Here is a 24,639-nt window from a genome sequence, read left to right as displayed (position 1 = left end):
TTTCCTCGTAGGAAGGCGTGAAACGACCGACTGTTCTAGCCGCTGTAGCTGGATGTTTTAAAAGCGGAGCCGACTGTTTAGCCCCGTTGGCTAAGGTTCTTTCGCACAGAAAGTGTTTTTTACTTTCTTGTGCGGAAGGTTCTTAGACGGAAGGGGCTAGGAGGCGCAGCTGGATAAGGTCAAACCGGAAACAAAACAACTAAGAGACTTGATGTCATATCAAGTCTCTTTCTTTCATGAAAGGAGAATGAATGATGGAGACGATGCCAAATTGGTTAATGCAACGTGCATTTTTAACACCAGATCGCACTGCAATTGAAATAGAGGAAGAGAAAGTTACTTTTATGCAGCTGCATGAAAAAGTAGTATCTGTTTGTGAACACCTCACACATATAGGAGTGAAGCGTGGGCAAAAGGTGGCTGTTCTGATGAAAAATGGTATGAAGATGATTACAGTTATTCACGCCCTATCGTACGTAGGTGCAGTAGCTGTGCTTTTAAATACGCGTCTTTCAAGAGAAGAGCTACTTTGGCAAATGGATGATGCTGAAGTTATTTGTTTAGTGACAGATCAAGATTTTGAGGCTAAAGATATTCCTGTGTATTCATTCACCGACATAATGAATGGACCAAAAGAGAAAGCCTCTATACAAGAAGAATTCTCTTTAAAAGAAGCGATGACAATTATTTATACGTCAGGGACGACTGGAAAACCGAAAGGCGTTATTTTAACGTACGGCAATCATTGGGCAAGCGCGGTTGGTTCTTCGCTTAATTTAGGACTTCGTGATGATGATTGCTGGTTAGCTTGTATGCCGATGTTCCACGTTGGCGGGCTATCTCTTTTAATGAAAAATATTATGTACGGCATGCGCATTTTACTCGTTCCGAAATATGATGCTGATTTTATTCATAAAGCACTTCAAACGAGAGGTGTAACGATTATTTCTGTCGTTTCTAAAATGTTAACTGATTTATTAGAGCGACTTGGGGCAGAGACATATCCATCTTCTTTACGATGTATGTTACTTGGCGGAGGACCAGCGCCGAAACCGTTATTAGAAACGTGTGTTGATAAAGGGATTCCTGTATATCAAACGTACGGTATGACAGAAACGTCTTCGCAAATTTGTACATTATCCGCAGATTATATGTTAACGAAAGTAGGGTCAGCTGGAAAACCACTATTTCAGTGCCAACTGCGTATTGAAAAAGATGGCGTAGTAGTGCCAGCGTTTACAGAAGGCGAGATCGTAGTAAAAGGACCGAACGTAACAGGTGGTTACTTTAACCGTGAAGATGCGACGCGCGAGACAATTCAAAACGGATGGCTTCATACTGGTGACCTCGGTTATTTAGATGAAGAAGGATTTTTATACGTATTAGATCGCCGCAGTGATTTAATTATTTCTGGCGGAGAGAATATATATCCAGCTCAAATTGAAGAAGTGTTGCTTTCTCATCCGGCGGTAGCGGAAGCTGGTGTTGTCGGTATGACTGATGATAAATGGGGACAAGTACCCGCTGCTTTTATTGTAAAAAGTGGAGAGGTAACAGAAGAAGAAATTCTTCACTTTTGCGAGGAGAAATTAGCGAAATATAAAGTGCCGAAAAAAGCGTGGTTCTTAGAGGAATTACCACGAAATGCTTCGAAAAAATTGTTAAGACGAGAGTTAAGACAATTAGTGGAGGAGATGTAAGTGGAGATAAAAAAAGCGACACTTCATATAACGGAAATGCCACTCGTCATCCCGTTTGCTGCAAGCTACGGAACGTATGAAAAGCGTGAGAGTATCGTCATTGAATTAGAAGATACGGACGGGTACATTGGATTTGGGGAAGTCGTTGCTTTTTCTGAACCGTGGTATACGGAAGAAACAGTGAAGACGGCGCTGCATGTACTGCAAGACTTTTTATTACCGGATTTATTAAAGGCTGAAATTTCTCATCCGAATGAAGTGCCAAGTTTGTTCCAGCATATAAAAAGAAACCGAATGGCAAAGGCCGGAATTGAAGGGGCTGTTTGGGATTTATATGCGAAGCGTCAAAAGAAATCATTAGCGACATTGCTTGGCGGAACGAAAGCTGAAATTGAAGTTGGTGTTGTAATTGGGCTTAATACGATTCCGGTTATGTTAAAACAAATCGAGAAGTACGCGGAAGAAGGATACGAGCGTTTTAAAGTGAAAATAAAGCCAGAGCATGATTATGAGTTATTGAAAGAAATTCGTAAAGAGTTTCCGCATATCCCGTTAATGGCTGATGCGAATTCAGCGTATACATTAGCGGATACGGAGAGTCTGAAACGACTAGATGAATTCCAATTGATGATGATTGAGCAACCGCTAGCGGATTACGATTTTCTTGATCATGCACAGTTGCAAAAGAAAATAGAAACGCCAATTTGTTTGGACGAAAGTATCCATAGTTTAGAAGATGCGCGTGTTGCGATTACACTTGGCAGTTGTCAAATCGTTAACATTAAACCAGGGCGAGTGGGCGGATTAACAGAATCAATCCAAATCCATAATTATTGTATGGAGCATAACATACCAGTTTGGTGCGGCGGTATGGTAGAGATGGGGATTTCAAGAGCACAAAATGTTGCGCTTGCCTCATTGCCGAACTTTACGATTCCAGGCGATATATCCGCTTCTAGCAGACATTGGGAGAAGGATATTATTTCGCCGGAAGTGATGCTTGAGGGCGGAAAAGTGATGGTGCCGCAAAGTGTTGATACTGAGTATGAGGTAGATCGCGGGAGACTGGCGGAAATCACGAAGCAGCGGATTGTGTTTGAGCGGTAGGTTGAGTCTTTAAAATAGTGGGCGAATTTCGTCGTTAATTGTCGGTAAGTCGATATTCCTTGTCGAAACGTCGATATATTAAAAAAATCGTCGATATAATTCAAGTTGTGTTCGATATATTTGGAAAATCGTCGATATAATTTCATTTACTAAGGTTACTCCCGCGAGTAGCCTTTTCTTATTGTACAAATTGGATAGACTAGTTTACAATCGAGCGTATAAAGGGGGAGTAAAATGAAGCGCATTTCCATTTTAATAGCGGATGATGAGGCAGAAATTGCTGATTTAATTGAGATACATTTAGAAAAAGAAGGGTACCACGTCGTGAAAGCAGCTGATGGAGAAGAGGCAATTCATATTATTGAAACGCAGCCAATCGATTTAGTGGTTTTAGATATTATGATGCCGAAAATGGATGGGTATGAAGTGACGCGTCAAATTCGCGCGAAGCATCATATGCCAATCATTTTCTTAAGTGCGAAAACGTCTGATTTTGATAAGGTGACAGGTCTTGTGCTAGGTGCAGATGATTATATGACGAAACCTTTTACACCAATTGAATTAGTTGCACGTGTAAATGCACAATTACGTAGGTTTCTTACGTTAAATCAGCCGAAAGTAGCGGAGAATAAATCTGCTTTAGCGATAGGCGGAGTTGTGATTGATCCTGAGCGAAGAACAGTAAATGTGTACGGAGAACAAGTTGAATTAACACCGAAAGAGTTTGATATTTTATATTTATTAGCGAGTCACCCGAAGAAAGTATACAATGTGGAAAATATTTTTCAGCAAGTATGGGCAGATGATTATTATGAAGGCGGAAATACAGTTATGGTACATATTCGTACGTTGCGGAAAAAACTTGGGGAAGATAAAAGAAAAGATAAGCTAATAAAAACAGTGTGGGGAGTAGGGTATACTTTCAATGGATAACATGATGAAAAGCTTTCGATTTAAAATGATTGCCTTATTTGCGTTAAGTATGGTGCTCGCTGCAACTGTAACTTATATAATTTATAAAGGATTGCAGTTGTATTATAAAACGATGGTTCGCTATGAAGAGCCTTTAGCACAATTTAGGTCAATCGTAAGGGAATTTGGAGACATTAACTTCTTTTTAATTTTCTTTATCCCGTTATCTATTATCTTTTTCTTCTTTTTGACAAAACCGTATTTAAAGTATTTTAGTGAGATTTCTAACGGAATTCATCATCTTGCGAACGGTAACTTTACGAATAGAGTTCAAGTTTCATCAAATGATGAATTTGGAGACATCGCGCGTGAAATAAATGTTGCGAGTGAAAAGTTAAAAGAAGCGGTGGAAAGAGGAGACTTTGCTGAGAGTAGTAAAGATCAGCTCGTTGTAAATTTAGCTCATGATTTAAGAACGCCGTTAACATCTGTTTTAGGTTATTTAGATTTAATTCTTAAAGATGAAAATTTAACAAAAGAACAAATTAAACATTTCTCCACAATTGCATATACGAAATCGCAAAGGCTCGAAAGTTTAATTGATGAGTTATTTGAAATTACACGTATGAATTATGGCATGCTAAAGCTGGATAAAAAGTCGATTGATATAAGTGAGCTGCTTATACAGCTAGATGAGGAATTGTATCCGTTATTAGAAAAACATCATTTAGAAGCTAGATTGAATGTTGATCCTCATTTGCCGATTAACGGTGATGGGAAATTGTTAGCTAGAGTATTTGAAAACTTGTTAACAAATGCTGTTCGTTACGGATATGATGGGCAATTTGTTGATTTGAATGGGTATATCGATAATGAAGAAGTTGTCGTACAAGTTATGAATTACGGAGATAGCATTCCAGAAGAGGACCTACCGTATCTTTTTGATATGTTTTATACAGGTGATAAATCGAGGTCAGAAAACCGTGGCGGGACAGGCCTTGGGCTATTTATTGCGAAAAATATTGTTGAACAGCATAACGGGACGATTTCTGCTGAAAGTAATATAGTTAGAACAATGTTTGAAGTGCGATTGCCAAAAGCCGAGAACGTTACAATTTAATAAAAATTTAAACTTTACCCCACTTTTTATTTTAATAGTTTTTTCTATTCTATACGTAAGTTATGTTAAGGAGGAACTAGAAATGAAAAAGTGGGTATTTATTTCTCTTTTTATCGCATGCACAATCTGTGTAGGCTTATATATATCACCGTTATTTCAAAAAGAAATTGATGTGAAAATCGGCGAGGAAAATAGCGCAATAAAGAATGCAAATATGGAAAAGGTAGAGATTACAAAAGAAGAAATTTATAAAGGGAATCTATTATTAGTTAACAAAGATTATCCACTAAAAAAAGATAGCATTAGGTCTGATATTATAAATGTAAATCATAATAGTGAGTTAGTGAGAGGCTACGTAATATTTGATAGAAACCTTCGTTTATCAAAAAATGTTGTAAAAAAGTTTTTGAACGTTGTCGATGCGGCTGGAAAAGATGGCGTACAACATTTCTTAATGAATAGCGGCTATCGAGATTTCCAAGAGCAAAGACAGCTATATGAAAAAATGGGATCTGATTATGCACTCCCAGCAGGATATAGTGAACATAATTTAGGGTTATCACTGGACGTTGGTTCAACGCAAAAGAAAATGGAAAAAGCGCCTGAAGGAAAATGGATTGAAGAGAACGTATGGAAGCACGGATTTGTTTTACGCTATCCGAAAAATAAAAGTAACATTACAGGCATTCAATATGAGCCATGGCACATCCGTTATGTTGGTCTACCTCATAGTGCAATTATGCAAAAAAAGAAAATTACATTAGAGGAATACTTAGACTTCTTAAAAGAACAAAAAGAAATCACAACCGATGTGGAAGGTAAGCAATATACGGTTTCTTATTATAAAGTTTCCGGGAATAGGAAAGTGAATGTTCCGGTGAATAAGCAGTATGAAATTTCGGGAAACAATATGGACGGGGTTATTGTGACGGTTCAGGAATAGATAATCTTGATTCTCCCATAATAGTGCTCTATCGTGGGAGAATCAAAATAGAGGAACAAGTACATTCCTAAATAATAGAAGAAGTAACCTTTATATGACGAGGATTGTAATTCGTACATTTTCAATGACGTTTATTCAGAGTAAAAAAAATCGGAGCTTCATCAACATTTTTCAGCCATATATACTCCTGACTATGGAAGCTATCCTTCATCCAGACATCGCCTTTATATACATTTGTTTTCTTGCGAAGCCAAGTAAGATAAGGTCCAATAACTTGAGGGTCTTCATCACGTTCATTCTGTTTTGGGAATGAGATTTGTCGCAGTTCTTCTGTTTTTATATTGATCATATAAAGTGTTGTAAACATCGTCGGAACAGGACCTTCTTTCCATGCCTTGTTTTCTTTTGCGCGAGCCACAACGACTTTGTTTGGTGAAAGCCATTCTAAATCAAGGTCTACATAACCTATAGGTGTGTATTCCTTTTGTTGTTTTGCTGTTACCATTTCTGCAATTGTGAGTTTTTTATTTTCTACAAAAAACCTTCCTTCTCCTGAAATATAGGCCAGTTGATTGGCTGATGGAGCCCACTTCATCCAGTCTTTGAACCATAGCATGTTACCAAGCGTTCGAAAGTGTGTCCCTTTTGATGAGATAACACGTAATGTATTACTATCCATTGCCAAGGAGGCAGTAGGACTGGCCAAAAAACTAAGCCACTTTCTATCAGAACTCCACTTGAAATAGTTAGTATGCACCGCAAATAAATCAGTTTCATTTGTTTGAATCGTATAAAAAGGCTTTATTTTATCTTTAGCAAGATTTGCATCGACTGGAATTTTATAAAGTGGAACCTTGCCCCATCCAGTCGGACGCAAGCAGGATTGTGAGGAAACAATAAATTCCTTTCCATTTGGGAACCATTCGAAATCACTAACCCCAAGTGTTACATTTTCAAAACCGTGCGGGCGACCATTTTTTATTTTTGTAACGTTTAATAAACCTTGATCAGTGTAAGCCAATTGATTTTTGTTTGGCGACCACTTAAAGTCAGATGTTACGACTCTTACATAAGGCTGATAGTTTATTTTCTCCTTCGTATCATAGATGAATAGGTTAGATTTTTTACCCGTTTCATCACTATCAATATAACCAATAAACCTACCATCATAAGACCATTTTGGAGAATACACATATCGATTCTTTGTGATTTGTATTTCTTGATTTCCTTTCTTTATCCATAGCTGATGATCCCGGATAAATGCAGCCGTGAGTGATGGAGGGGCTGCGCTAATCGTTGTTGGTACATACAAAGTGACTAAGGTTATAAATAATAAAATTCGAAATCCCAAGAATATCCCTCCTACTTATAGGTTGTCCGAATATGTAATGAAAACTCTCATTTTAAAAGTAGAGAAGAAAGTAATATAAAATTAAACATTATAACGTTATATTTACTTCTCCCTTTTTTTGTGTTACGCTAAACGTGTGAAAGATATATAAAATGAAATTTTAATGTAAGCGTATTCTTATGGCTTCTTATAGAAAAGGGTGAAGTACAATGACAGAACGATTCGTACTACGTAATGTGAAACGTGTGAACGGGGAAGAGATTGACATTGTAATTGAAAATAATAAAATCGCACAGGTGACGAAAGCAGGTGCTGGCGAGGGTGGAAAGGTTCGTGATTACTCGGGTACTTACGTATCGAGTGGCTGGATTGATTTGCACGTTCATGCTTTTCCAGAGTTTGATCCGTATGGCGATGAGGTGGATGAAATTGGTGTTAAACAAGGGGTAACGACAATTGTTGATGCGGGTAGCTGCGGAGCTGATCGCATTGCAGATTTAGTAAAAAGTAGAGAGCAGGCGAAAACGAATTTATTTGCCTTTTTAAATATTTCTCGCATCGGTTTGAAACGAATTGATGAATTATCCAATATGGAATGGATCGATAAAGAGAAAGTAATAGAAGCAGTAGAAAAGTATAAAGATGTAATCGTTGGGTTAAAGGCGAGAATGAGTAAAAGCGTCGTTTGTGATAGTGGAATTGAACCGCTGCATGTAGCGCGCTCTTTATCACGTGAAACATCATTACCGATTATGGTACATATCGGTTCAGCGCCTCCTCGCATTGAGGAAGTTGTACCTCTTTTAGAAAAAGATGATGTTATTACACATTACTTAAACGGGAAAGAAAATAATTTGTTTGATGAAGAAGGTAAACCGCTACCTGTGTTACTAGAAGCAGTGAATCGCGGCGTTCATTTAGATGTTGGGCATGGTAATGCTAGTTTTTCTTTTAAAGTAGCAGAGGCAGCAAAGCGTCACGATATTGCCTTTAATACAATTAGTACAGATATTTACCGGAAGAATCGCGTGCACGGTCCAGTGTATAGTATGGCTCATGTTCTTTCGAAATTCCTTTACTTAGGTTATCCGCTAGAAGAAGTGATTGATGCGGTGACGAAACATGCGGCAGAATGGCTTAAGAAACCTGAGCTTGGCCGTATTCAAGAAGGGGATATTGCAAATTTAACTTTATTTACGGTGAAAGATGAGAAGATTACGTTAATAGATTCAGAAGGGGATCAGCGTATTGCTGAAAGAAGAATTGATACGAAAGGGGTTGTAGTCAATGGGTTATTCATTGAATGCTAAGTACGGATTAAAAAGAGTAATAAATGCGAGCGGTAGAATGAGTATTTTAGGTGTATCCGCTCCGACAGATACAGTTATGGATGCAATGAAACATGGGGGACAAAATTATGTGGAAATTGCTGATTTAGTAGATAAAGCAGGAGATCATATTGCGAGAATTCTAGATGCAGAGGCAGCGGTTGTTGTGAATTCAGCATCGAGCGGAATTGCGCTTTCTATCGCAGCAATTGTGACAGAAGGAAATCGCCGTAAAAGTGAAAGACTTCATCAAGAGGTCATCGCGAAAAACGAAGTGATTATGTTAAAAGGTCATAACGTTCAATACGGTGCTCCTGTTGAAACGATGATTTACTTAGGCGGAGGAAAACTTGTAGAAGTTGGCTACGCAAATGAAGGGAAAGCAGAGCATATTGAAGATGCAATTGGTGAAAATACAGCAGCAATTCTTTATGTAAAATCACATCATGCCGTGCAAAAAAATATGATTTCTGTTGAAGAAGCATGGGAAGTTGCGCAGCGAAATAATGTACCACTTATCGTCGATGCGGCAGCTGAAGAAGATATTCAAAAATATGTGAAGTATTCAGACCTTGCCATTTATAGCGGTTCAAAAGCAATTGAAGGGCCTACTTCTGGTATTGTTGGCGGGAAACGAAAATATATTGAGTGGCTGAAAGTGCAATTACATTGCATCGGAAGAAGTATGAAAGTTGGGAAAGAAACAACATTTGGCTTACTTCAAGCGCTTGATGAGTACGGAGTAAAAGAAGAGAAGAGTGAGCAAGAAAAAGAGTTGTTACAAGTACTTATGCCGCTAAAAGAATTAAACGGTGTAAATGTAACGATCGTTCAAGATGAAGCGGGAAGAGCAATCTTTAGAGCCCGTATTCATATTAACGAAAAAGAGTTAAATAAATCGGCAAAAGACGTTGTGACAGCATTACGCGAAGGGGAAATCGCGATTTATACACGTGATTACGGAGTAAGACAAGGATTCTTTGATATTGATCCACGTCCACTTCAAGGTGATGACATACATGTGATTGAAGAAAAATTGAGAGAAATTGTAGGGGGAAACTAAAATGACAAACATTCAAAAACGTTTTTATAAAGGCCGCGTAGCATTAAATGTATTAGCGAACAATATCGAAAATGCGAAAGATATTTTTGAAGCAGCAGAAGGTTATGTAGTAGTGGGAGTGTTATCAAAAGACTATCCAACAGTAGAAGAAGCAGTTACAGCGATGAAAGCATACGGAAAAGAAATTGATGATGCTGTATCGATTGGACTAGGAGCAGGAGATAATCGCCAAGCAGCAGTTGTAGCTGAAATTGCGAAGCATTATCCTGGTAGCCATATTAACCAAGTGTTCCCTTCAGTTGGAGCGACACGTGCAAATCTTGGCGGAAAAGATAGCTGGATTAATAGTTTAGTATCGCCAACAGGAAAAGTAGGGTACGTAAATATTTCTACTGGTCCAATTAGTGCAGCTGGAGAAGAAAAAGCAATCGTTCCAATTAAAACAGCGATCGCACTTGTACGTGATATGGGCGGAAATTCATTGAAATACTTCCCGATGAAAGGGCTAGCTCATGAAGAAGAATATCGCGCAGTTGCGAAAGCTTGTGCGGAAGAAGGATTCGCATTAGAGCCAACGGGCGGAATCGATAAAGAAAACTTTGAAACAATTTTACGTATTGCGCTTGAAGCAAATGTAGAGCAAGTGATCCCGCATGTGTACTCTTCTATTATTGATAAAGAAACTGGCAATACGAAAGTAGAAGATGTTCGTGAATTATTAGCAGTCGTGAAGAAGTTAGTTGATCAATATGCGTAAGAAAATTGCAGCATTCGGTGAAGTAATGATGCGCCTGCAAGTACCAGGATATGAATTGTTATCGCAAGCTAATACATTAAAATACTCATTTTCTGGTACAGGTGTGAACGTTGCTGCAGCACTTTCTCATCTCGGGCATGAAGGGCTTCTTATTTCTACTTTACCGGAAAACTCGGTTGGAGATGCTGCATTATCTTACATTCAAAAATTAGGCGTGCAAACCTCGCTTGTTTCAAGAGGCGGTAAATATGTCGGCATCTACTTTTTAGAAAATGGATTTGGCGCACGTGCAAGCCGCGTTACATATTCGAATCGATTAGAAAGTAGCTTTAATACGGCATGTGAAGAAATGTATCAATTTGAAGAAGTCGCGAAGGAAATTGATATCGTTCATTTTTGCGGGATTACACTTGCGATGAATGATACTGTGCGCCATCATATGAAATCTTTAGCGAAAGCAGTTAAACAAAACGGAGGCACTGTCGTTTTTGATTGCAATTATCGTCCATCACTTTGGGGAAAAGATGGGTACGAGCAGGCGAAACCACATTATGAAGAAATGTTAGGGCTAGCTGATATTGTAATGATGAACGAAAAAGATGCAATGTTTGTTTTAGGAATGAAAACAGAAGAAACGGAGCGAGAGGCGCAACTTGTTGATCTTATTCCAAAGGTAGCTGAAAGGTATAGTATCGCTACAATCGCTGGTACACATCGCTCTATTAATAGCGATAATACACACTCGCTTCGGGGATTTATATGTAAAGACGGTGCGTTCACTTTTGCAAAAACACTTACGTTTTCTGTATATGATAGAATAGGTGCTGGAGATGCTTATACGAGCGGGATTATTCATGGCGAGATAGAAGAGTTTGCACCAGAGAAAGCTGTTTCATTTGCGTCAGCAGCTGGAATGCTTGCACATACAATCGTCGGTGATACGCCAATGTCATCAGAGAAGGATATACTTCGGGCAATGATGGCATCAGTAGGTGATGTAGAAAGGTAGTGGGTGTAACGGTGAACGTAACGAGGAAAAAAGGACCATTATATTTACAAATAAAAAACATTATTCGTGATCGAATATTGCATGGTGTATATGCGATTCATACAAATATTCCTTCCGAACCACAGTTAGAAGAAGAGTTCAAAGTAAGTAAAATTACAGTACGAAATGCGATTAAAGAACTCGCTCAAGAAGGATATTTGGAAAAGAAAAGCGGTAAAGGAACGAAAGTTATCCGTAACACTTCTGCGACAAAACTGTCAAAGGGTAAGAAATTTACTGAAGTGTTAGTGGAAGAAGGATATAAAGTACAGAAAAAATTGCTAAAAGCAGAAATTGTTCAGAATGAAGAAGGAACAGTGCCATTTCGATTATTCGGTAAAGAGAGTTTTCGTATTGAACGTTTATATACGTTAAATGATGCACCGTACATTCATTATACGCACTATTTTTCAGCGAAAATGGCAAGTACAGATTTATCGGACTTTGACTTGCAATCGCTTTATGATTTAGTTGAAGACCGAGGCATTCATTTAGAAAACTTCAGAGATGAATTCGCTGTTGGACTTGCGCCTAGTTTCGTTGCAGAAGCGTTAGGTGAAAAAGAGGGCACAGCGTTATTAAAACGAATGCGCTATTCTTACGATGAAGTTGGCGAAGTAATTGAATATAGCGAAGGCTACTACAATACAGAAATGCAGCATTATGTAGTGAATTATGACGTATAAAAAAGAGGGGATGTTCCCTCTTTTTTTATAAAGCAAGGGGAATGAAAAATGGATATATACTTATTAATCGTCACGTTACTTGCAATTGCGATTGTTATTTTAGGGGTATCATGGTGGAAGTGGCATGCATTTATTAGTTTAACAGTTGCGAGTTTATTTTTAGCGATTATGTCTGGATTGAATTTAACGAAAATAGTGACTGCCTATGAATCTGGTGTTGGTAGTGTACTAGGGCATTTAGTTGGTATTTTAGCTCTCGGTACAATTTTAGGAAAAATGATGTCCGATTCAGGGGCCGGCATGCAAGTGGCAGATTTCTTTATTCGATTTTTCGGCGTAAAAAAATTACCTTGGGCTATGTTATTTGCAGGGTTTGTTATAGGGATTCCCGTCTTTTTTGAAGTAGGGATTGTCATTTTATTACCACTTGTTATTTCAATTCGAAAAACAACGAAGCAAAACATATTATTAATTGCTTTACCTGTTATTGCGGGGCTATCTATTGTTCACGGTCTCGTGCCACCACATCCAGGGGCGATGACAGCAATCGGTATTTATAACGCGAACTTAGGAAAGGTACTTTTATATTCATTACTTATCGCGTTACCAGCAGCCATTATCGCAGGACCGATATTTGCAAAGTGGGTACATAAAAGGGTTATACCTGAAAATGAGCCAGAGCTTATTCGAGTTACGACTGTCTCAACTGACTTACCGAGTCGTAAAGTTTCATTCTTTATTATTTTATTACCAGTTGTATTGATGATTTTATCGGTCGTTGCACCATATATTTCATTACCGAAAAAGATAACTGATTTTTTTGTATTTATTGGAAGTCCAGTAATTGCTTTACTTATTTCATGTTTCGCAGCATTTTATTTACTTGGAATAAGACAAGGAATTAATAAAAAGATGATTAAAAAATTAACGGACGAAAGTTTATTACCGGTCGGTTCCATTATTTTAATTATCGGTGCAGGCGGTGGATTTAAACAAATATTAATTGAAAGCGGCGTTGGAACGGCGATCGCGCAAATGGCAGAACATATATCGTTATCACCAATCGTATTAGCTTTTATGGTAGCTGGATTAATTCGAATTGCAACAGGTTCAGCGACAGTAGCATTAACGACAGCAGCAGGGATTGTTTCACCAGTTATTCAGCACATGTCTGGTGTGAATTTAGAATTGCTCGTTATAGCAACCGGAGCAGGCTCATTAATGTTTTCTCACGTAAATGATGCAGGATTCTGGCTTGTAAAAGAGTATTTAGGTTTGACGGTGAAGGAAACGTTTAAAACGTGGACGGTACTCGAGACATTGTTATCATTTATTGCATTTGGTTTTGCGCTTTTATTGAATATGTTTCTTTAGGAGATACCTTAACAGGTATCTTTTTTTTGATAAAGCCCATTTCTAAAAACAAGCCCGTTTTTAAGCAAGCCAAGCTTCCTATTCGCCCTGAAAACATAATATAAATGGAATACCCTCATTTAGAGCAAGGTGAACTTGTTATGAATGATACTAAAGGAGGAATAGAGTAATGAGCGAAAAGTGTGAACACAGACATGATGATTGTAACCGCAGACATGGGTGCGGAGGCGGTTTTGCGCTTCTAATCGTATTGTTTATTTTATTAATTATCATCGGTGCTAGCTGCTTCGGTGGCGGAGGCGGTTGTGGTTATGGCGGTTACGGCGGCTACGGATATGGTGGCTACGGCGGATATTGCTGCTAATTAAAAACTATTGAAAATGGCCTTGTGCAATACGCACAAGGCCATTTTATTCATATTTTTATGTGTTGTGATAATTTATTAATGTACAGAGATCGGATTAAGAAGAAAATAATCTCGATAATCCCAAAGAAAGTGAGTACAATTAATAGCTCTTTTAGTAAAGAAAAAGCGAGCATGCTTTGTAAAAACTTAACCGCAAATAATGTATGAACACCAGCAACAATGTAAGGGACGAAAAATAAAATTCCTAATTGAATCGTTGCGGAGCGAAACATTTCTGACTCAGTTAATCCAAGCTTTGTAATCGTAATATATTTTTGTTTTTCATTCGTTAAGTCGTTATACATACGGAAGTATAAAACACTAGCTGCACCGATAAAGAAAATAAAGCTGAGAAATGCCCAAATAAAGAATTGAGCAACTGCATTTCCTTTACTATGAACCAGTTCATCCGTAGCTGTATAAATATGAAATGGTTTAATGAAATCTTCTTCACCCTTATGTGCTTCATACAAAGCTTCTTCATCATGATTTAAGCTTTTTAATATATTTTTTGTTGGGACAATTGCATTTTCCCAATTCTCCACGAAGTAGTTATAAACTGTAATTGTTTCAATATGAGGAACCATATTTTCAATTACTTCATCTCGCATCACTATTAAGTGAGGTAATGCAAAGGGGGGCTCAATTCCTCTATTAATAAAACCTTTAATTTGAAATTCCTTTTTATTAGAGCCAAGTGTAATCGTGCCCTGCTTCGCAAATGGGTTAGATACGAGATTTAATAACGCTGGTGAATAGCGAGAAATATTATAAACTTGTGAAGATTCGAGAGTGATTTCTGGCCTGTTTAATTGCTTTGCTATTGCGTTATAATCACTCATTTTCATAATGGCAATTGATTCTTTTGAAGCTGTATCTTTTAAAACGGTAAATTTATATTTGTCATATTGAAAATTAGCATTTGTAAGTTCAATTTCAATCGTAGTAATATGCTTTTGTTCAAATACATTAATACCTTCTGATGTATAGGTGAATGGTATAGGATATCGTTCTAGTATGGGTGCTTTCGTATGATTGTTTGCAGCAAATAACCCGATAATAATCGTAAATGCAAGTGCAGATAGCATAGAAACGATAAAGAGTACATTAATATTACTGCGGGTACGAGAAACTAAATCTGAAATCCATAACATATTTATTTGTTTCAAATAAAACTTTCTTCGTTTCTTTAAAATATAGATAAAGAGAAGAAATGTTTGTGAAAAAAATAAATACGTCCCAATTACTACAAGCGGTAAAATAGATAACATAATTAAGAATACAGATCCATTTTGGGCATTTTTTTCTGTTATGTAGCCTTGCGGATAACCGGCAATATAATAACATAGTCCTAGACAAGTTAAAGCAAATAGTGAAATGAGTATAGATGGTCTTTTTTCGCTCTTCTCTTTGTTAACTCCCTTAATAAGCTGCGTTGTTTTTCGAGTACGAATAAACATTGGTGTAAACGTAGATACGATGAAAAATAAAATAATAAAAGTTACGGTTGTAACGATAATAGCTTCTGTTGGCCAATATAAATAGAGGCCTTTTGCACTTGTTAATTTAGAAGTAACGAGTAAGAAAAAGTTAGAGAAAACAAGACCGCCTTGAATACCTGCAAAGATAGCAAGCATTCCAATAATCATATTTTCAGTAAACAAAAGACGTTTTAATTGTTTTTGAGATATACCGAGAACAGTTAAAACGCCAAATTGCTGCTTCCGTACATTTAAAAATGTTCCAATTGAATATAAGAGAAAGAAGAACGAGAACATAACGATAACCAACTGCGCTGTACTAGCTAAGTTCATTAGAGGATCACGTTCTTGGAAACTTTGTACACTTTGTAACCGCGGATGATATGCATATACAGTAAATGAAAAGAAAACCATGATAGAAAACGCACTACTTACAAAGTAGGCGAAATATGCTTTTGAATTACGGGAGACATTTTTAAATGCGAATTGCCAAAATGTCATCCACGTCTTCCTCCTAGTAATGCTAAAACATCTAATATTTCTTGATAAAATTTCTCACGGTACAATCCGCGGTGTAGTTCATTGTAAAGTTCGCCATCTTTAATAAAAATGACGCGGTTACAATAACTTGCTGCGAATGGATCGTGCGTAACCATTAAAATTGTTGCATCTTCTTCTTTGTTCAATTTCGTAAATAGTTCCATCACGTCAATTGCCGCTTTTGAATCTAAATTTCCTGTCGGTTCATCGGCAAGTAAAAGTGAAGGATGATGAATAACAGCACGTGCTACTGCGGTACGCTGTGCTTGTCCTCCTGACACTTCAAAGATACGCTTGTCTAAAATATGATCAATTCCAAGTTTCTTTGAAATGTTATCAAGCTTTTCATCCATTTCTTTTAAAGGAACATTATCTAATGTTAAAGGTAGTACGATATTTTCACCGATTGTTAGTGTATCTAGTAGGTTAAAATTTTGGAAAACAAATCCTAGCTCTTGGCGGCGGAAAATAGCTAACTTCTCTCTACGAAATGTGTGCGGTTTTTTTCCATTAATCACGACATCACCAGCAGTCGGAGAATCAATGGTAGAAATAACGTTTAAAAATGTAGATTTACCGCTACCAGATGGTCCCATAATCGCAACGAATTCACCTTTATCTACATGTAAATTTATATTTTTTAAAGCAGTATGAGGGACCTTTCCTTCATACACTTTTGAGACATTTTTAATGTGTAACACTTCTTCCATAATAATCACCTTTCTATCCTTTAAAACTTAATATGGTGTGATAATTTTTGCATATAGAAGGAACGAATTAAAAGGAAAAATAAAATTTCAACTGTTCCAAAAATCATCAGTACGACTGTAATCTCAGCGAAGAACGAGAGATGTAAAACTTCTTGCAGCATCTTTGTCGCAAACATCGTATGAATTGATGCCATAATGTACGGGACAAAGAATAGAATCGCAAGTTGAATTGTAGCAGATCGTTTCATTTCGGCTTCTGTTAAACCAATTTTTGTAATCGTTACATACTTTTCTTGTTCATTTGTTAAATCTGTATGCATCCTGAAGTAAAGAACACTGCCAGCACCAATAAAGAAAATAACACCTAAGAAAGTACCAATTAAGAAGAACGAAGCGACATTTTGTTTTGTTGTGTATAGAGAATCGCTCGCTTCACTTGCATGGAAAGGCGGGTGTTCTGCTTGAATGTTGTTCCCGTCGGTATTAATTTTGTCTATGAATACCGCGCCGATGTTATTAGCTTTTTCCCAGTCCTTAACTTTAAAGCTATATACACTCATCTGTTTTGAAACAGTGGATAATGCTTCTACATTTTCATCAGATAGTATGAGCAATTGGTATATTAAGCGATTTGGGAATGGATTATAACTTTTATATTCTTTCACTTGTAGTTGTAAATTGTTTTGCGTAAGTGTAAGAGTATTTTTCTTGTCTTTATTGTGAAGCGTTCCAATAACTTGATCATCTAAGTCTTTCATAAGAATATAAGATTCATTCTTATTTACCGTGAGTGTCTCCCAATTTAAAGCTTTAGCAAGTACATTATAGTCACTTTGCTTAATGGCATAATAGAGCTGCGTGTTATTTTCAGCTGAAGATACTTCATATATATCCGTTTTAAATTTTGTATAAGTAAAGTGCTCTTCATTAAATTTTTGTTCTAACCAGTTTAAATGTTCATCCGCCAACGTATTTTCAGTATGTGATAAATATGTAAAAGGAAAAGGGTTTTCTCTTACTGTATCGAACTTCATAAATTTACCAAATCCATATAAGAATGTAATCATAGTAAAAGCAAGTGTTGATAGCATCGCTACAATAAAGAGCATGTTAATGTTTGTCCGAATGCGCGCTGCTAAATCAGAAATCCAAAGCATATTAATTCGCTTCATATAAAATGTTCTTCGCGTTTTTAATATACGAATGAGTAAAAAACTAATTTGTGAAAAGAAAAAGTATGTTCCAGCTGTAACAAGTGACGGAATGAGAAATATACTGGTGGTGGCGTACAAAAGCCCAACTACGTCGCCAAGCGACATGAAATATAGCGGATTGGCTGCTAGCACGTATCCAGATATTAAACATATCGCACCAAATAGAGAGATGAGCACAGATGCTTTTCTTTCTTTTTGTTTTGTTCCTTCTTTTAAAAGACGTACAGCCTTTCTCGTCCGAATTAGCATCGGCGTAAACGATGAGACGAGAATGAAGAGTCCTAGAAAAATGATCATAGTTAAAATAATGGCAGCTGTTGGCCAATATAAATATAAACCAGGAACATGTGTAATCTTGACGGTAACTAATAAAAAGAACTGCGAGAAAACAAGTCCAAGTTGAATGCCGAAAAAGATGGAAAGAACACCAATTAGCATGTTTTCTAGAAATACGAGTCTCTTTAATTGTTTTTGGGATATGCCAAGTACTGTTAAAATCCCAAATTGCTTTTTTCGCACTTTTAAGAAAGTACCGATTGAATATAGTAAAAAGAAAAATGAAAAGAATACGATGACAATTTCTGAAATTGTCATTAATATGTTCAGAGCAGCATTCACGCCTGTCATATGCAATTTAGGATGAAATAAATAAACTGCAAACGAGAAAAAAATTGCAATGGAAAATGCACTGCTTACAAAATAGGCGAAATAAGCTCTGGCGTTCCTTGTGACGTTTTTAAATGCAAACTGCCAAAATGTCATTCACCTAAACCTCCTAATATAATGGGCATGAAAAAGGAGGGAAGAGATCCCACCTTTTTCATGTAATAACCTTTTTAATGTGTATCAGTATATTGTGATAACTTCTGCATATAAAGTGAGCGAATGAATAAGAAAAATACAATTTCAACGAATCCAAAAATAATAAGAACGGCTGAAACTTCTTTGAACAAAGATAAGCCAATTACATCTTGTAGCATTTTGTTGCGAACATTGTATGAATGGATGCCATAATGTACGGAACGAAAAATAAAATACTAAGTTGTATGGTTGCAGATCGTTTCATCTCTGCACCTGTTACACCGATTTTAGAAATCGTTATATATTTCTCTTGTTCGTTCGTCAAATCTGTATACATTCTAAAGTAAAGAACGCTACCGGCTCCAATGAAGAAAATAACTCCTAAAAATGTTCCAATTAGGAAGTATGCAGCACTACCAGATGTTATTCTGTATAACGATCCTGCTGATTCAAATAGTCGAATAAGAGTCCCTTCATATTGGGAGTTGTTGCGATCTTTTTGCACTTTTTCTATAAAAGTATCAGCAATTTCATATGTCTGTTCCCAATTTTGAATTTTATAATTATATGCCGATATATGCTTTACCGAGTTAGGTAAGTTGTTCACAACAATATCAGGCAAAACGATCGTTTGATATGAAAAGTCAGATGGAATTGCATGGATCTGTTCATAGCCTTTTACTTTTAATTTCGTATTTGTACTAGAGAGTGTAATGTAATCTCTTTTATAGCTTTGCTCAAATTCATTGAATATAGTGATATAAGACGTCCCCGTTAAAACATATGCCTCGTTATCATTTATAAATAGTTGTTTCATTCGTAAAGAATTCGCAAGTTTGTTATAGTCACTTTGCTTAATTGCGTATACGTCATTATAAATAGCTATACCTTTATCTTCTTCTAGCGGTGTTTCATACATATCAGCTGTTATTTTCTCATAAGGAAAATGCTCTTTTTTTAATTGTTGCTCAAGCCAATTTAAATGCTCTGTAACAAAAGGATTCGCATCATAAGAAAAATAAGAAATTGGGAAAGGCGAAGTTCGATTAACGTCTAGCTTAATAAATTTTCCGAACCCATATAGGAACGTAATCATTGTGAAAGCGATAGTAGATAGCATTGCTACAATAAAAAGCATATTAATATTCGTTCGAATACGGTTTGCTAAATCAGAAATCCAAAGCATATTAATCTGTTTCATATAAAACTTTCTTCTTTTCTTTAAAATATGAATAAGTAAGAAACTAATTTGTGAAAAGAAGAAATATGTACCGATTGTAACGAGCGTTGGAATGACGAAAATACTTGAAACCATATATATAACACCTATTTATGGGCTTACTGATACGAAATATTTAGGATTTCCAGCTAACGCATAGCCACCAAATAAACAAATCGCACCAAATAAAGAAACGAGTATGGATGGTTTTTTTTCTTTTTGTTTTCCGCTCTTTGTTTTTAACAGGTGTACCGCTTTTTTTGTACGAATGAGCATCGGTGTCAATGTAGATACAACGATAAAAAGACTAAGGAAGACGATTGTCGTTAAAATAAACGCGTTAATAGGCAAGTATAAATATATGCCCGGTACATGCGTAATTTTTGCTGTCACTAATAAGAAAAATTGCGAGAAGACAAGTCCAAACTGCATGCCGAAAAAGATAGATAAAATACCGATTAACATATTTTCCATGAAGACGAGACGGTGTAATTGTTTTCTCGATATTCCTAAAACGGTCAAAACGCCGAATTGTTTTTTTCTAACTTTTAAAAAAGTGCCAATGGAATATAGTAAAAAGAAGAAAGAAAAAAATACAATTACTACTTCTGAAAATATCATTAATCCTGAAATTTCAGAGACCGTGCCAAAGTTTTGTAATTTCGGATGGAATAAGTAAACAGCAAATGAAAAGAAAACGGCAATCGAAAAAGAACTACTTACAAAGTAAGCAAAATAAGCTCTCGAGTTGCGCGTGACGTTTTTAAATGCAAATTGCCAAAATGTCATAAATTATACCTCCGATTAGAAGATATAGAAGTAGTTTTATTGCAAAAAATGTATGAGAGTGAGTTCTCATACATTTTGCTTGCATATGTCACGATCATGCTTCAGTCACCTTCTCCGTATGTTCTGATTGATTATTTGCAGCGTTGTGGAAGATGATTTTAATCGTCGTTCCTTTCCCAACTTCAGAATCTAGTTTGACAGAGTGACCTAAATAATCACAAATTTTACTTACGATATAAAGTCCCATACCAGTAGATTCTCCGAATGTACGACCATTTTTCCCAGTGTAAAACGGTTCGAATACTCGTCGAATATCTTCTTGCGGAATACCAACACCTTCATCACGAACTTCTAAAATAATATCTTTTCCGTTTCGATAAGCGGATAAGAATACTTTCTTTCCGCGCTCACCAGAGTAACGAACGGCATTTGTCATTAACTGATAGATGATAAATTTTAGCCATTTCGCATCAGAAGCAACCTGTAAATCAGAATGAACTTCTAAAACAGGGAAGACTCCGTTTCGGATAAATAGTTCTTTTAATCCATTAATATTTTTCGTTACCGTATCTTTTAATGAAATCGTCTCAACATGGAAGTCTTCATGGAAGTTATTTAACCTTGCCATGTATAAAGCCATATCAAGCCCTTGGTTTAGACGTTCTAATTCTTTTTTGAATTTCGGAATTAAATGTTCATCTTCCATTTCGAGTACCATAAGTTGCATAACAGAAACGGGCGTTTTCATTTGATGCACCCAGTGGTTAATGAATAATTGATGTTCTTGTTGTTTTACTTCGTACGATTGTAGTTCTTTTTGGAATAGACGATACTGCGTGCGCACGAGTTCATTTACACCGTGAGGCATCGGAGCAGTTGCTCTTTCAATAAATGCATCTTCCATTTTTTCTGGTTGTTCACTTAATCTATGGTACATTCTACGATTACGAACGTAACGGTAAGCGAGGAAACAAATAAATAAGTATAAGCTTAAAACGACGAAGTAAAATTTATTATTTTGAAATCCATCTACTGCATCATACAGAACGAAAATGATACCGAAGTTTAATACGTACAGTAGAAAAAATGCAAAATGATCACGTAAAAATAGCTTCATGCTTATTCACTCCAAGTTGCGTTAAAACGATACCCAAGTCCGCGCACTGTTTCAATAGCATTTTCAATACCAAGCTCATTGAACTTTTTACGAAGACGCGTAATGTTTACGTTTAATGTGTTTTCTTCAACGAAGCTCTCGTCATCCCAAAGAGCGGCTAGTAAATCTTCACGGCTCGCTGTACGAGGGAATTTAGATAATAACATTTCTGCTAAAATAGCTTCTTTCTTCGTTAAAAGAACTTGTTCAGATCCGAAGTGAATTTCAGGACGTTCTGGGAATAGTTTTAAGCCTTCTACTTCAACGATACGTTCAGAAATATTTGGCGCATAATCACCGTAAATACGGCGTAATTGACCTTTAATTTTTGCCATTACAACGTCATAGTGGAACGGTTTTGTAATATAATCATCCGCACCGCTTTCAATCGCCATAATTTGTTCCATCTCACCAGCACGAGCTGAAATGAAAATAATAGGACAAGTAGATTCATGACGAATTTGGCGGCACCAGTAAAATCCATCGAATTTTGGTAAGTTTACATCAAGTAAAACAAGATGTGGCTTTACAGCGTTAAAAGACTCCATAATATCATCGAAGTTCTCTGCAACAACAGCTTCATAGCCATATTTTTGAATGTGAGATTGTAGTAATGATGAAATATTTGGATCGTCTTCAACGATTAAAATTTTATACATATGTATATTCCTCCTAAAAAACAATTGTAGATATAGTGTATCATGTGTTTCAAGTCTTTTCATTATGTTGAAAGATAAGCTAATAAACAGTATAGGTCAAAAGCGGAGAAAGTAAAAAGGGCCTCGTATATAATTGACAATTAACTGAAAACATTTTAACATTTAGATAAATATCTAAATGTCTAATTAGTGAAAGGAAGAAAGACATTGAATCAAGCGTTCAAAGCATTAGCAGATCCAACAAGGCGAAAAATTTTAGACTTATTAAAAGAAGGTGATCTAACCGCTGGTGAGATTGCTGAACATTTCAATATGACAAAACCAAGTATTTCACACCACTTAAACGCACTTAAAAATGCTGAACTTATTCAAGATGAGAAGAAAGGTCAATTCGTTATGTACTCTTTAAACACAACGGTCTTTCAAGATTTATTGACTTGGGTGTTTACATTTACGAATAAGGGGGAAGAGGGGAAATGAAAAAACATCTTTTTGCAATCTTATTAACTGTTATAACTTGTTTAGCTTGGGCGTTTGCTTGGCCACATTTGCCGGATACAATTGCAACGCATTGGAGCGGAGGTAAGGTAGATGGATATTCTTCTAAATTATATGGAATGCTTTCTATGGTTGGAATTATGATTGTTTTATATATTTTTTTAAACGTGTTACCAAAGATTGACCCAAAGAAAGCAAATTACGAGAAGTTCTCTAAAGCTTTTATGATGATGAATAACGGGATACTACTGCTACTATTTGTAGGGAATATAGATATTATTACAAGTGGATTAGGATACAACTTATTCATTAACCGTGTGCCGGAATTATTAGTTGGTATTTTATTTATAGTCATCGGAAACTATTTACCACAGTGCAAACCAAACTATTTTGTCGGTATAAAAACACCGTGGACGTTAAGCAACGAAGAAGTGTGGAGAAAAACGCACCGTTTTAGCGGAAAGGTGTTTGTTGTATTAGGAATTATTATGATTCTAAGTGTTTTTGTACCAGTAACGTGGAAATCTTTCGTAATGGTTGTAGTTATTATTGGTGCAGTAGGATTAACGATGGGATATTCATATGTTGCTTATAAAAAAGAACTAAAAATGTAAAACAAAGCTGCTTTTCCTTTTAGGGAAGAGCAGCTTTGTTTTTTATTTCTTCAAAACCGGTATCCAAATTTCACTTTTAAAGTTTGGAGAAGATATATCTTTCTGTTCATTCCATAATATTTCCGGTCCTTCCGCTAGTTCATAGTTTGAGGAAGGAAACCATTCGGAATAAATGCGTCCCCATACATTTTGTAGTGCATCCGGAAATGGACCAACAGCTTCAAATATAGCCCACGTTGAAGCTGCAACTTCAAGTTGCGCAAATTGCTCTGGGCAATCTTTCATTGTGGCTACGCCAATATAGTGATCAAGTTCTCCTTTTTCCTCCATTCTTCCTTCAGAAAAGTTAGTAGAAGCACTAATAATTCCAGTAGGTTCCATATTTGAAAGTGACTTTAAAGTTTGAATGACATCTGGATTTAAACTTTTCCACATAGAAGCAATTTCTTCATTTACACCGTTAAATACAATCGGTACGCGTTTTGTAATACCAATAATTCGAAATGGTTCTTTTTCTTCAATTCGATAATTCATTTCATTTCCTCCTTGGATGGATAATTGGAAGGTCATTGGTGAATAGGCTTTTAGGGAATGACTACTATTTCGGGCCTCTGAAGGTGTTATGCCGTGCAAGTTCTGAAAGGCACGCGCAAAAGAATCTGGTGAGTTGTACCCATATTTGATAGCTACATCAATGACTTTTGCATCGCTATTTTTTAGTTCAAAAGCAGCGAGAGTCAGACGTCTACAACGAATATATTCTGATAGTGATATGCCAGCTAGAAAAGAAAACATTCTTTTGAAATGATATTCCGAGCAGTAAGCTAGCTTCGCAACTTCTTTAAAATTAATTTCATTTGTTAGGTTGTTTTCAATATAGTGCATTGCAGCATTCATATTTTTAAGTGAATCCATATGATGACCTCCTCTGTACATAGAATAGCAGGAACGAAATAGCTCCATCCGACATTTCGTGCACAACTTTGTAGGGTACATTTTGTACCTTACAAAATTGTAATGTTCCTGTAAGGAGAATGAATGGATGGCATGATATCCCAATGTTATAGTAACAAAGTACTTTGATTCATTAGGTTAAATTTTGATTTCTTTGCTTACTGGTCTTACATAACTGTCATGTTTGTGTAAGAAAAATCGATAGTGGA

The 24,639-nt window shown here is 36.4% G+C and carries 21 protein-coding genes and 1 pseudogene; 14 read left to right on the top strand and 8 right to left on the bottom strand.

The features are described from left to right. The first annotated feature begins 254 nt into the window (after positions 1-254). The 5 genes from PDQ33_RS15425 (at position 255) to PDQ33_RS15405 (ending at position 5,782) form a co-directional block, all read left to right on the top strand. Positions 255-1,700, top strand: a complete 1,446-nt coding sequence (locus tag PDQ33_RS15425; RefSeq protein ID WP_270393931.1) for an o-succinylbenzoate--CoA ligase — start codon at positions 255-257, stop codon at positions 1,698-1,700. Beyond that, positions 1,701-2,807: an o-succinylbenzoate synthase gene (menC, locus tag PDQ33_RS15420; RefSeq protein ID WP_061131971.1), complete on the top strand. Its 1,107-nt coding sequence runs from the start codon at positions 1,701-1,703 to the stop codon at positions 2,805-2,807. Between the two features lie 234 nt (positions 2,808-3,041). Then, on the top strand, positions 3,042-3,740 hold the full coding sequence (locus PDQ33_RS15415; protein ID WP_046199482.1) for a response regulator transcription factor: 699 nt from the start codon (positions 3,042-3,044) through the stop codon (positions 3,738-3,740). After that, complete coding sequence (locus PDQ33_RS15410) at positions 3,733-4,839, top strand: HAMP domain-containing sensor histidine kinase (protein WP_061131972.1); 1,107 nt, start codon at positions 3,733-3,735, stop codon at positions 4,837-4,839. The genes PDQ33_RS15415 and PDQ33_RS15410 overlap by 8 nt, the downstream gene beginning before the upstream one ends. Before the next feature lie 82 nt (positions 4,840-4,921). After that, a complete protein-coding gene (locus tag PDQ33_RS15405; RefSeq protein WP_061131973.1) occupies positions 4,922-5,782 on the top strand; it encodes a M15 family metallopeptidase in 861 nt (286 codons plus the stop codon). Positions 5,783-5,903: 121 nt separating this feature from the next. On the opposite strand, the gene PDQ33_RS15400 is transcribed toward PDQ33_RS15405, so the two are convergent. After that, a complete protein-coding gene (locus tag PDQ33_RS15400) occupies positions 5,904-7,133 on the bottom strand; it encodes a translocation protein TolB (RefSeq protein ID WP_270756086.1) in 1,230 nt (409 codons plus the stop codon). A 209-nt stretch (positions 7,134-7,342) separates the two neighbouring features. Between PDQ33_RS15400 and PDQ33_RS15395 the strand changes: the two genes are divergently transcribed. From PDQ33_RS15395 to PDQ33_RS15365, 7 genes are all read left to right on the top strand, one after another. Further along, complete coding sequence (locus PDQ33_RS15395; protein ID WP_061131975.1) at positions 7,343-8,443, top strand: amidohydrolase/deacetylase family metallohydrolase; 1,101 nt, start codon at positions 7,343-7,345, stop codon at positions 8,441-8,443. Beyond that, positions 8,421-9,524, top strand: a complete 1,104-nt coding sequence (locus PDQ33_RS15390) for a DgaE family pyridoxal phosphate-dependent ammonia lyase (RefSeq protein WP_061131976.1) — start codon at positions 8,421-8,423, stop codon at positions 9,522-9,524. The genes PDQ33_RS15395 and PDQ33_RS15390 overlap by 23 nt, the downstream gene beginning before the upstream one ends. A 1-nt stretch (position 9,525) precedes the next feature. Then, entirely contained in the window at positions 9,526-10,281 is a 756-nt protein-coding gene (gene dagF, locus PDQ33_RS15385; RefSeq protein WP_000181911.1) for a 2-dehydro-3-deoxy-phosphogluconate aldolase, read from the top strand. Then, positions 10,274-11,290: a sugar kinase gene (locus PDQ33_RS15380; protein ID WP_270756084.1), complete on the top strand. Its 1,017-nt coding sequence runs from the start codon at positions 10,274-10,276 to the stop codon at positions 11,288-11,290. Before dagF ends, PDQ33_RS15380 begins: the two co-directional genes overlap by 8 nt. Further along, a complete protein-coding gene (locus tag PDQ33_RS15375) occupies positions 11,290-12,015 on the top strand; it encodes a GntR family transcriptional regulator (protein WP_000539282.1) in 726 nt (241 codons plus the stop codon). The genes PDQ33_RS15380 and PDQ33_RS15375 overlap by 1 nt, the downstream gene beginning before the upstream one ends. A gap of 48 nt (positions 12,016-12,063) precedes the next feature. After that, complete coding sequence (gene gntP / locus PDQ33_RS15370; protein WP_270734059.1) at positions 12,064-13,389, top strand: gluconate permease GntP; 1,326 nt, start codon at positions 12,064-12,066, stop codon at positions 13,387-13,389. Positions 13,390-13,558: 169 nt separating this feature from the next. Then, positions 13,559-13,753: a YjcZ family sporulation protein gene (locus tag PDQ33_RS15365; protein WP_001290395.1), complete on the top strand. Its 195-nt coding sequence runs from the start codon at positions 13,559-13,561 to the stop codon at positions 13,751-13,753. Positions 13,754-13,803: 50 nt separating this feature from the next. Here the strand turns inward: PDQ33_RS15365 and PDQ33_RS15360 are convergent, their stop codons facing one another. The 6 genes and pseudogenes from PDQ33_RS15360 to PDQ33_RS15335 form a co-directional block, all read right to left on the bottom strand. Continuing rightward, positions 13,804-15,777: an FtsX-like permease family protein gene (locus PDQ33_RS15360; protein WP_270756081.1), complete on the bottom strand. Its 1,974-nt coding sequence runs from the start codon at positions 15,775-15,777 to the stop codon at positions 13,804-13,806. Further along, entirely contained in the window at positions 15,774-16,526 is a 753-nt protein-coding gene (locus PDQ33_RS15355; RefSeq protein WP_000393244.1) for an ABC transporter ATP-binding protein, read from the bottom strand. Before PDQ33_RS15355 ends, PDQ33_RS15360 begins: the two co-directional genes overlap by 4 nt. 20 nt (positions 16,527-16,546) lie before the next feature. Next, positions 16,547-18,502 (bottom strand): ABC transporter permease, encoded by a 1,956-nt coding sequence (locus PDQ33_RS15350; protein WP_270393916.1) that lies wholly within the window; start codon positions 18,500-18,502, stop codon positions 16,547-16,549. 74 nt (positions 18,503-18,576) lie between these two features. Then, positions 18,577-20,549, bottom strand: a pseudogene (locus PDQ33_RS15345) (FtsX-like permease family protein). Positions 20,550-20,643: 94 nt separating this feature from the next. Next, complete coding sequence (locus PDQ33_RS15340; protein WP_000765352.1) at positions 20,644-21,666, bottom strand: sensor histidine kinase; 1,023 nt, start codon at positions 21,664-21,666, stop codon at positions 20,644-20,646. Between the two features lie 2 nt (positions 21,667-21,668). Beyond that, the gene (locus PDQ33_RS15335) at positions 21,669-22,364 is read right to left on the bottom strand and encodes a response regulator transcription factor (protein WP_000276737.1); all 696 of its coding nucleotides are present in this window, start codon (positions 22,362-22,364) and stop codon (positions 21,669-21,671) included. Positions 22,365-22,571: 207 nt separating this feature from the next. Between PDQ33_RS15335 and PDQ33_RS15330 the strand changes: the two genes are divergently transcribed. After that, positions 22,572-22,844, top strand: a complete 273-nt coding sequence (locus PDQ33_RS15330) for an autorepressor SdpR family transcription factor (protein ID WP_001070523.1) — start codon at positions 22,572-22,574, stop codon at positions 22,842-22,844. Beyond that, the gene (locus PDQ33_RS15325) at positions 22,841-23,476 is read left to right on the top strand and encodes an SdpI family protein (protein WP_061131982.1); all 636 of its coding nucleotides are present in this window, start codon (positions 22,841-22,843) and stop codon (positions 23,474-23,476) included. Before PDQ33_RS15330 ends, PDQ33_RS15325 begins: the two co-directional genes overlap by 4 nt. A gap of 42 nt (positions 23,477-23,518) precedes the next feature. Here the strand turns inward: PDQ33_RS15325 and PDQ33_RS15320 are convergent, their stop codons facing one another. After that, positions 23,519-24,391 carry an AraC family transcriptional regulator gene (locus PDQ33_RS15320; RefSeq protein WP_061131983.1) on the bottom strand — a complete coding sequence of 291 codons (873 nt, stop codon included), beginning with the start codon at positions 24,389-24,391 and terminating at the stop codon, positions 23,519-23,521. Between the last annotated feature and the right edge of the window lie 248 nt (positions 24,392-24,639).

Source organism: Bacillus cereus group sp. Bc031 (genome assembly GCF_027716265.1).
GTDB classification, from domain to species: Bacteria; Bacillota; Bacilli; order Bacillales; family Bacillaceae_G; genus Bacillus_A; species Bacillus_A paranthracis.
Note: the sequence above shows the minus strand (reverse complement) of the source record. Positions and strands in the feature narration are given on the sequence as shown.

Excerpts from the sequence above, each read along its gene's own strand:
- PDQ33_RS15340 (WP_000765352.1), bottom strand. The coding sequence starts at position 21,666 with ATGAAGCTATTTTTACGTGATCATTTTGCATTTTTTCTACTGTACGTA.
- PDQ33_RS15410 (WP_061131972.1), top strand. The coding sequence starts at position 3,733 with ATGGATAACATGATGAAAAGCTTTCGATTTAAAATGATTGCCTTATTT.
- dagF (WP_000181911.1), top strand. The coding sequence starts at position 9,526 with ATGACAAACATTCAAAAACGTTTTTATAAAGGCCGCGTAGCATTAAAT.
- PDQ33_RS15320 (WP_061131983.1), bottom strand. The coding sequence starts at position 24,391 with ATGGATTCACTTAAAAATATGAATGCTGCAATGCACTATATTGAAAAC.
- PDQ33_RS15405 (WP_061131973.1), top strand. The coding sequence starts at position 4,922 with ATGAAAAAGTGGGTATTTATTTCTCTTTTTATCGCATGCACAATCTGT.
- PDQ33_RS15425 (WP_270393931.1), top strand. The coding sequence starts at position 255 with ATGGAGACGATGCCAAATTGGTTAATGCAACGTGCATTTTTAACACCA.
- PDQ33_RS15355 (WP_000393244.1), bottom strand. The coding sequence starts at position 16,526 with ATGGAAGAAGTGTTACACATTAAAAATGTCTCAAAAGTGTATGAAGGA.
- PDQ33_RS15390 (WP_061131976.1), top strand. The coding sequence starts at position 8,421 with ATGGGTTATTCATTGAATGCTAAGTACGGATTAAAAAGAGTAATAAAT.
- gntP (WP_270734059.1), top strand. The coding sequence starts at position 12,064 with ATGGATATATACTTATTAATCGTCACGTTACTTGCAATTGCGATTGTT.
- PDQ33_RS15395 (WP_061131975.1), top strand. The coding sequence starts at position 7,343 with ATGACAGAACGATTCGTACTACGTAATGTGAAACGTGTGAACGGGGAA.
- PDQ33_RS15335 (WP_000276737.1), bottom strand. The coding sequence starts at position 22,364 with ATGTATAAAATTTTAATCGTTGAAGACGATCCAAATATTTCATCATTA.
- PDQ33_RS15325 (WP_061131982.1), top strand. The coding sequence starts at position 22,841 with ATGAAAAAACATCTTTTTGCAATCTTATTAACTGTTATAACTTGTTTA.
- PDQ33_RS15415 (WP_046199482.1), top strand. The coding sequence starts at position 3,042 with ATGAAGCGCATTTCCATTTTAATAGCGGATGATGAGGCAGAAATTGCT.
- PDQ33_RS15360 (WP_270756081.1), bottom strand. The coding sequence starts at position 15,777 with ATGACATTTTGGCAATTCGCATTTAAAAATGTCTCCCGTAATTCAAAA.
- PDQ33_RS15380 (WP_270756084.1), top strand. The coding sequence starts at position 10,274 with ATGCGTAAGAAAATTGCAGCATTCGGTGAAGTAATGATGCGCCTGCAA.
- PDQ33_RS15350 (WP_270393916.1), bottom strand. The coding sequence starts at position 18,502 with ATGACATTTTGGCAGTTTGCATTTAAAAACGTCACAAGGAACGCCAGA.
- PDQ33_RS15365 (WP_001290395.1), top strand. The coding sequence starts at position 13,559 with ATGAGCGAAAAGTGTGAACACAGACATGATGATTGTAACCGCAGACAT.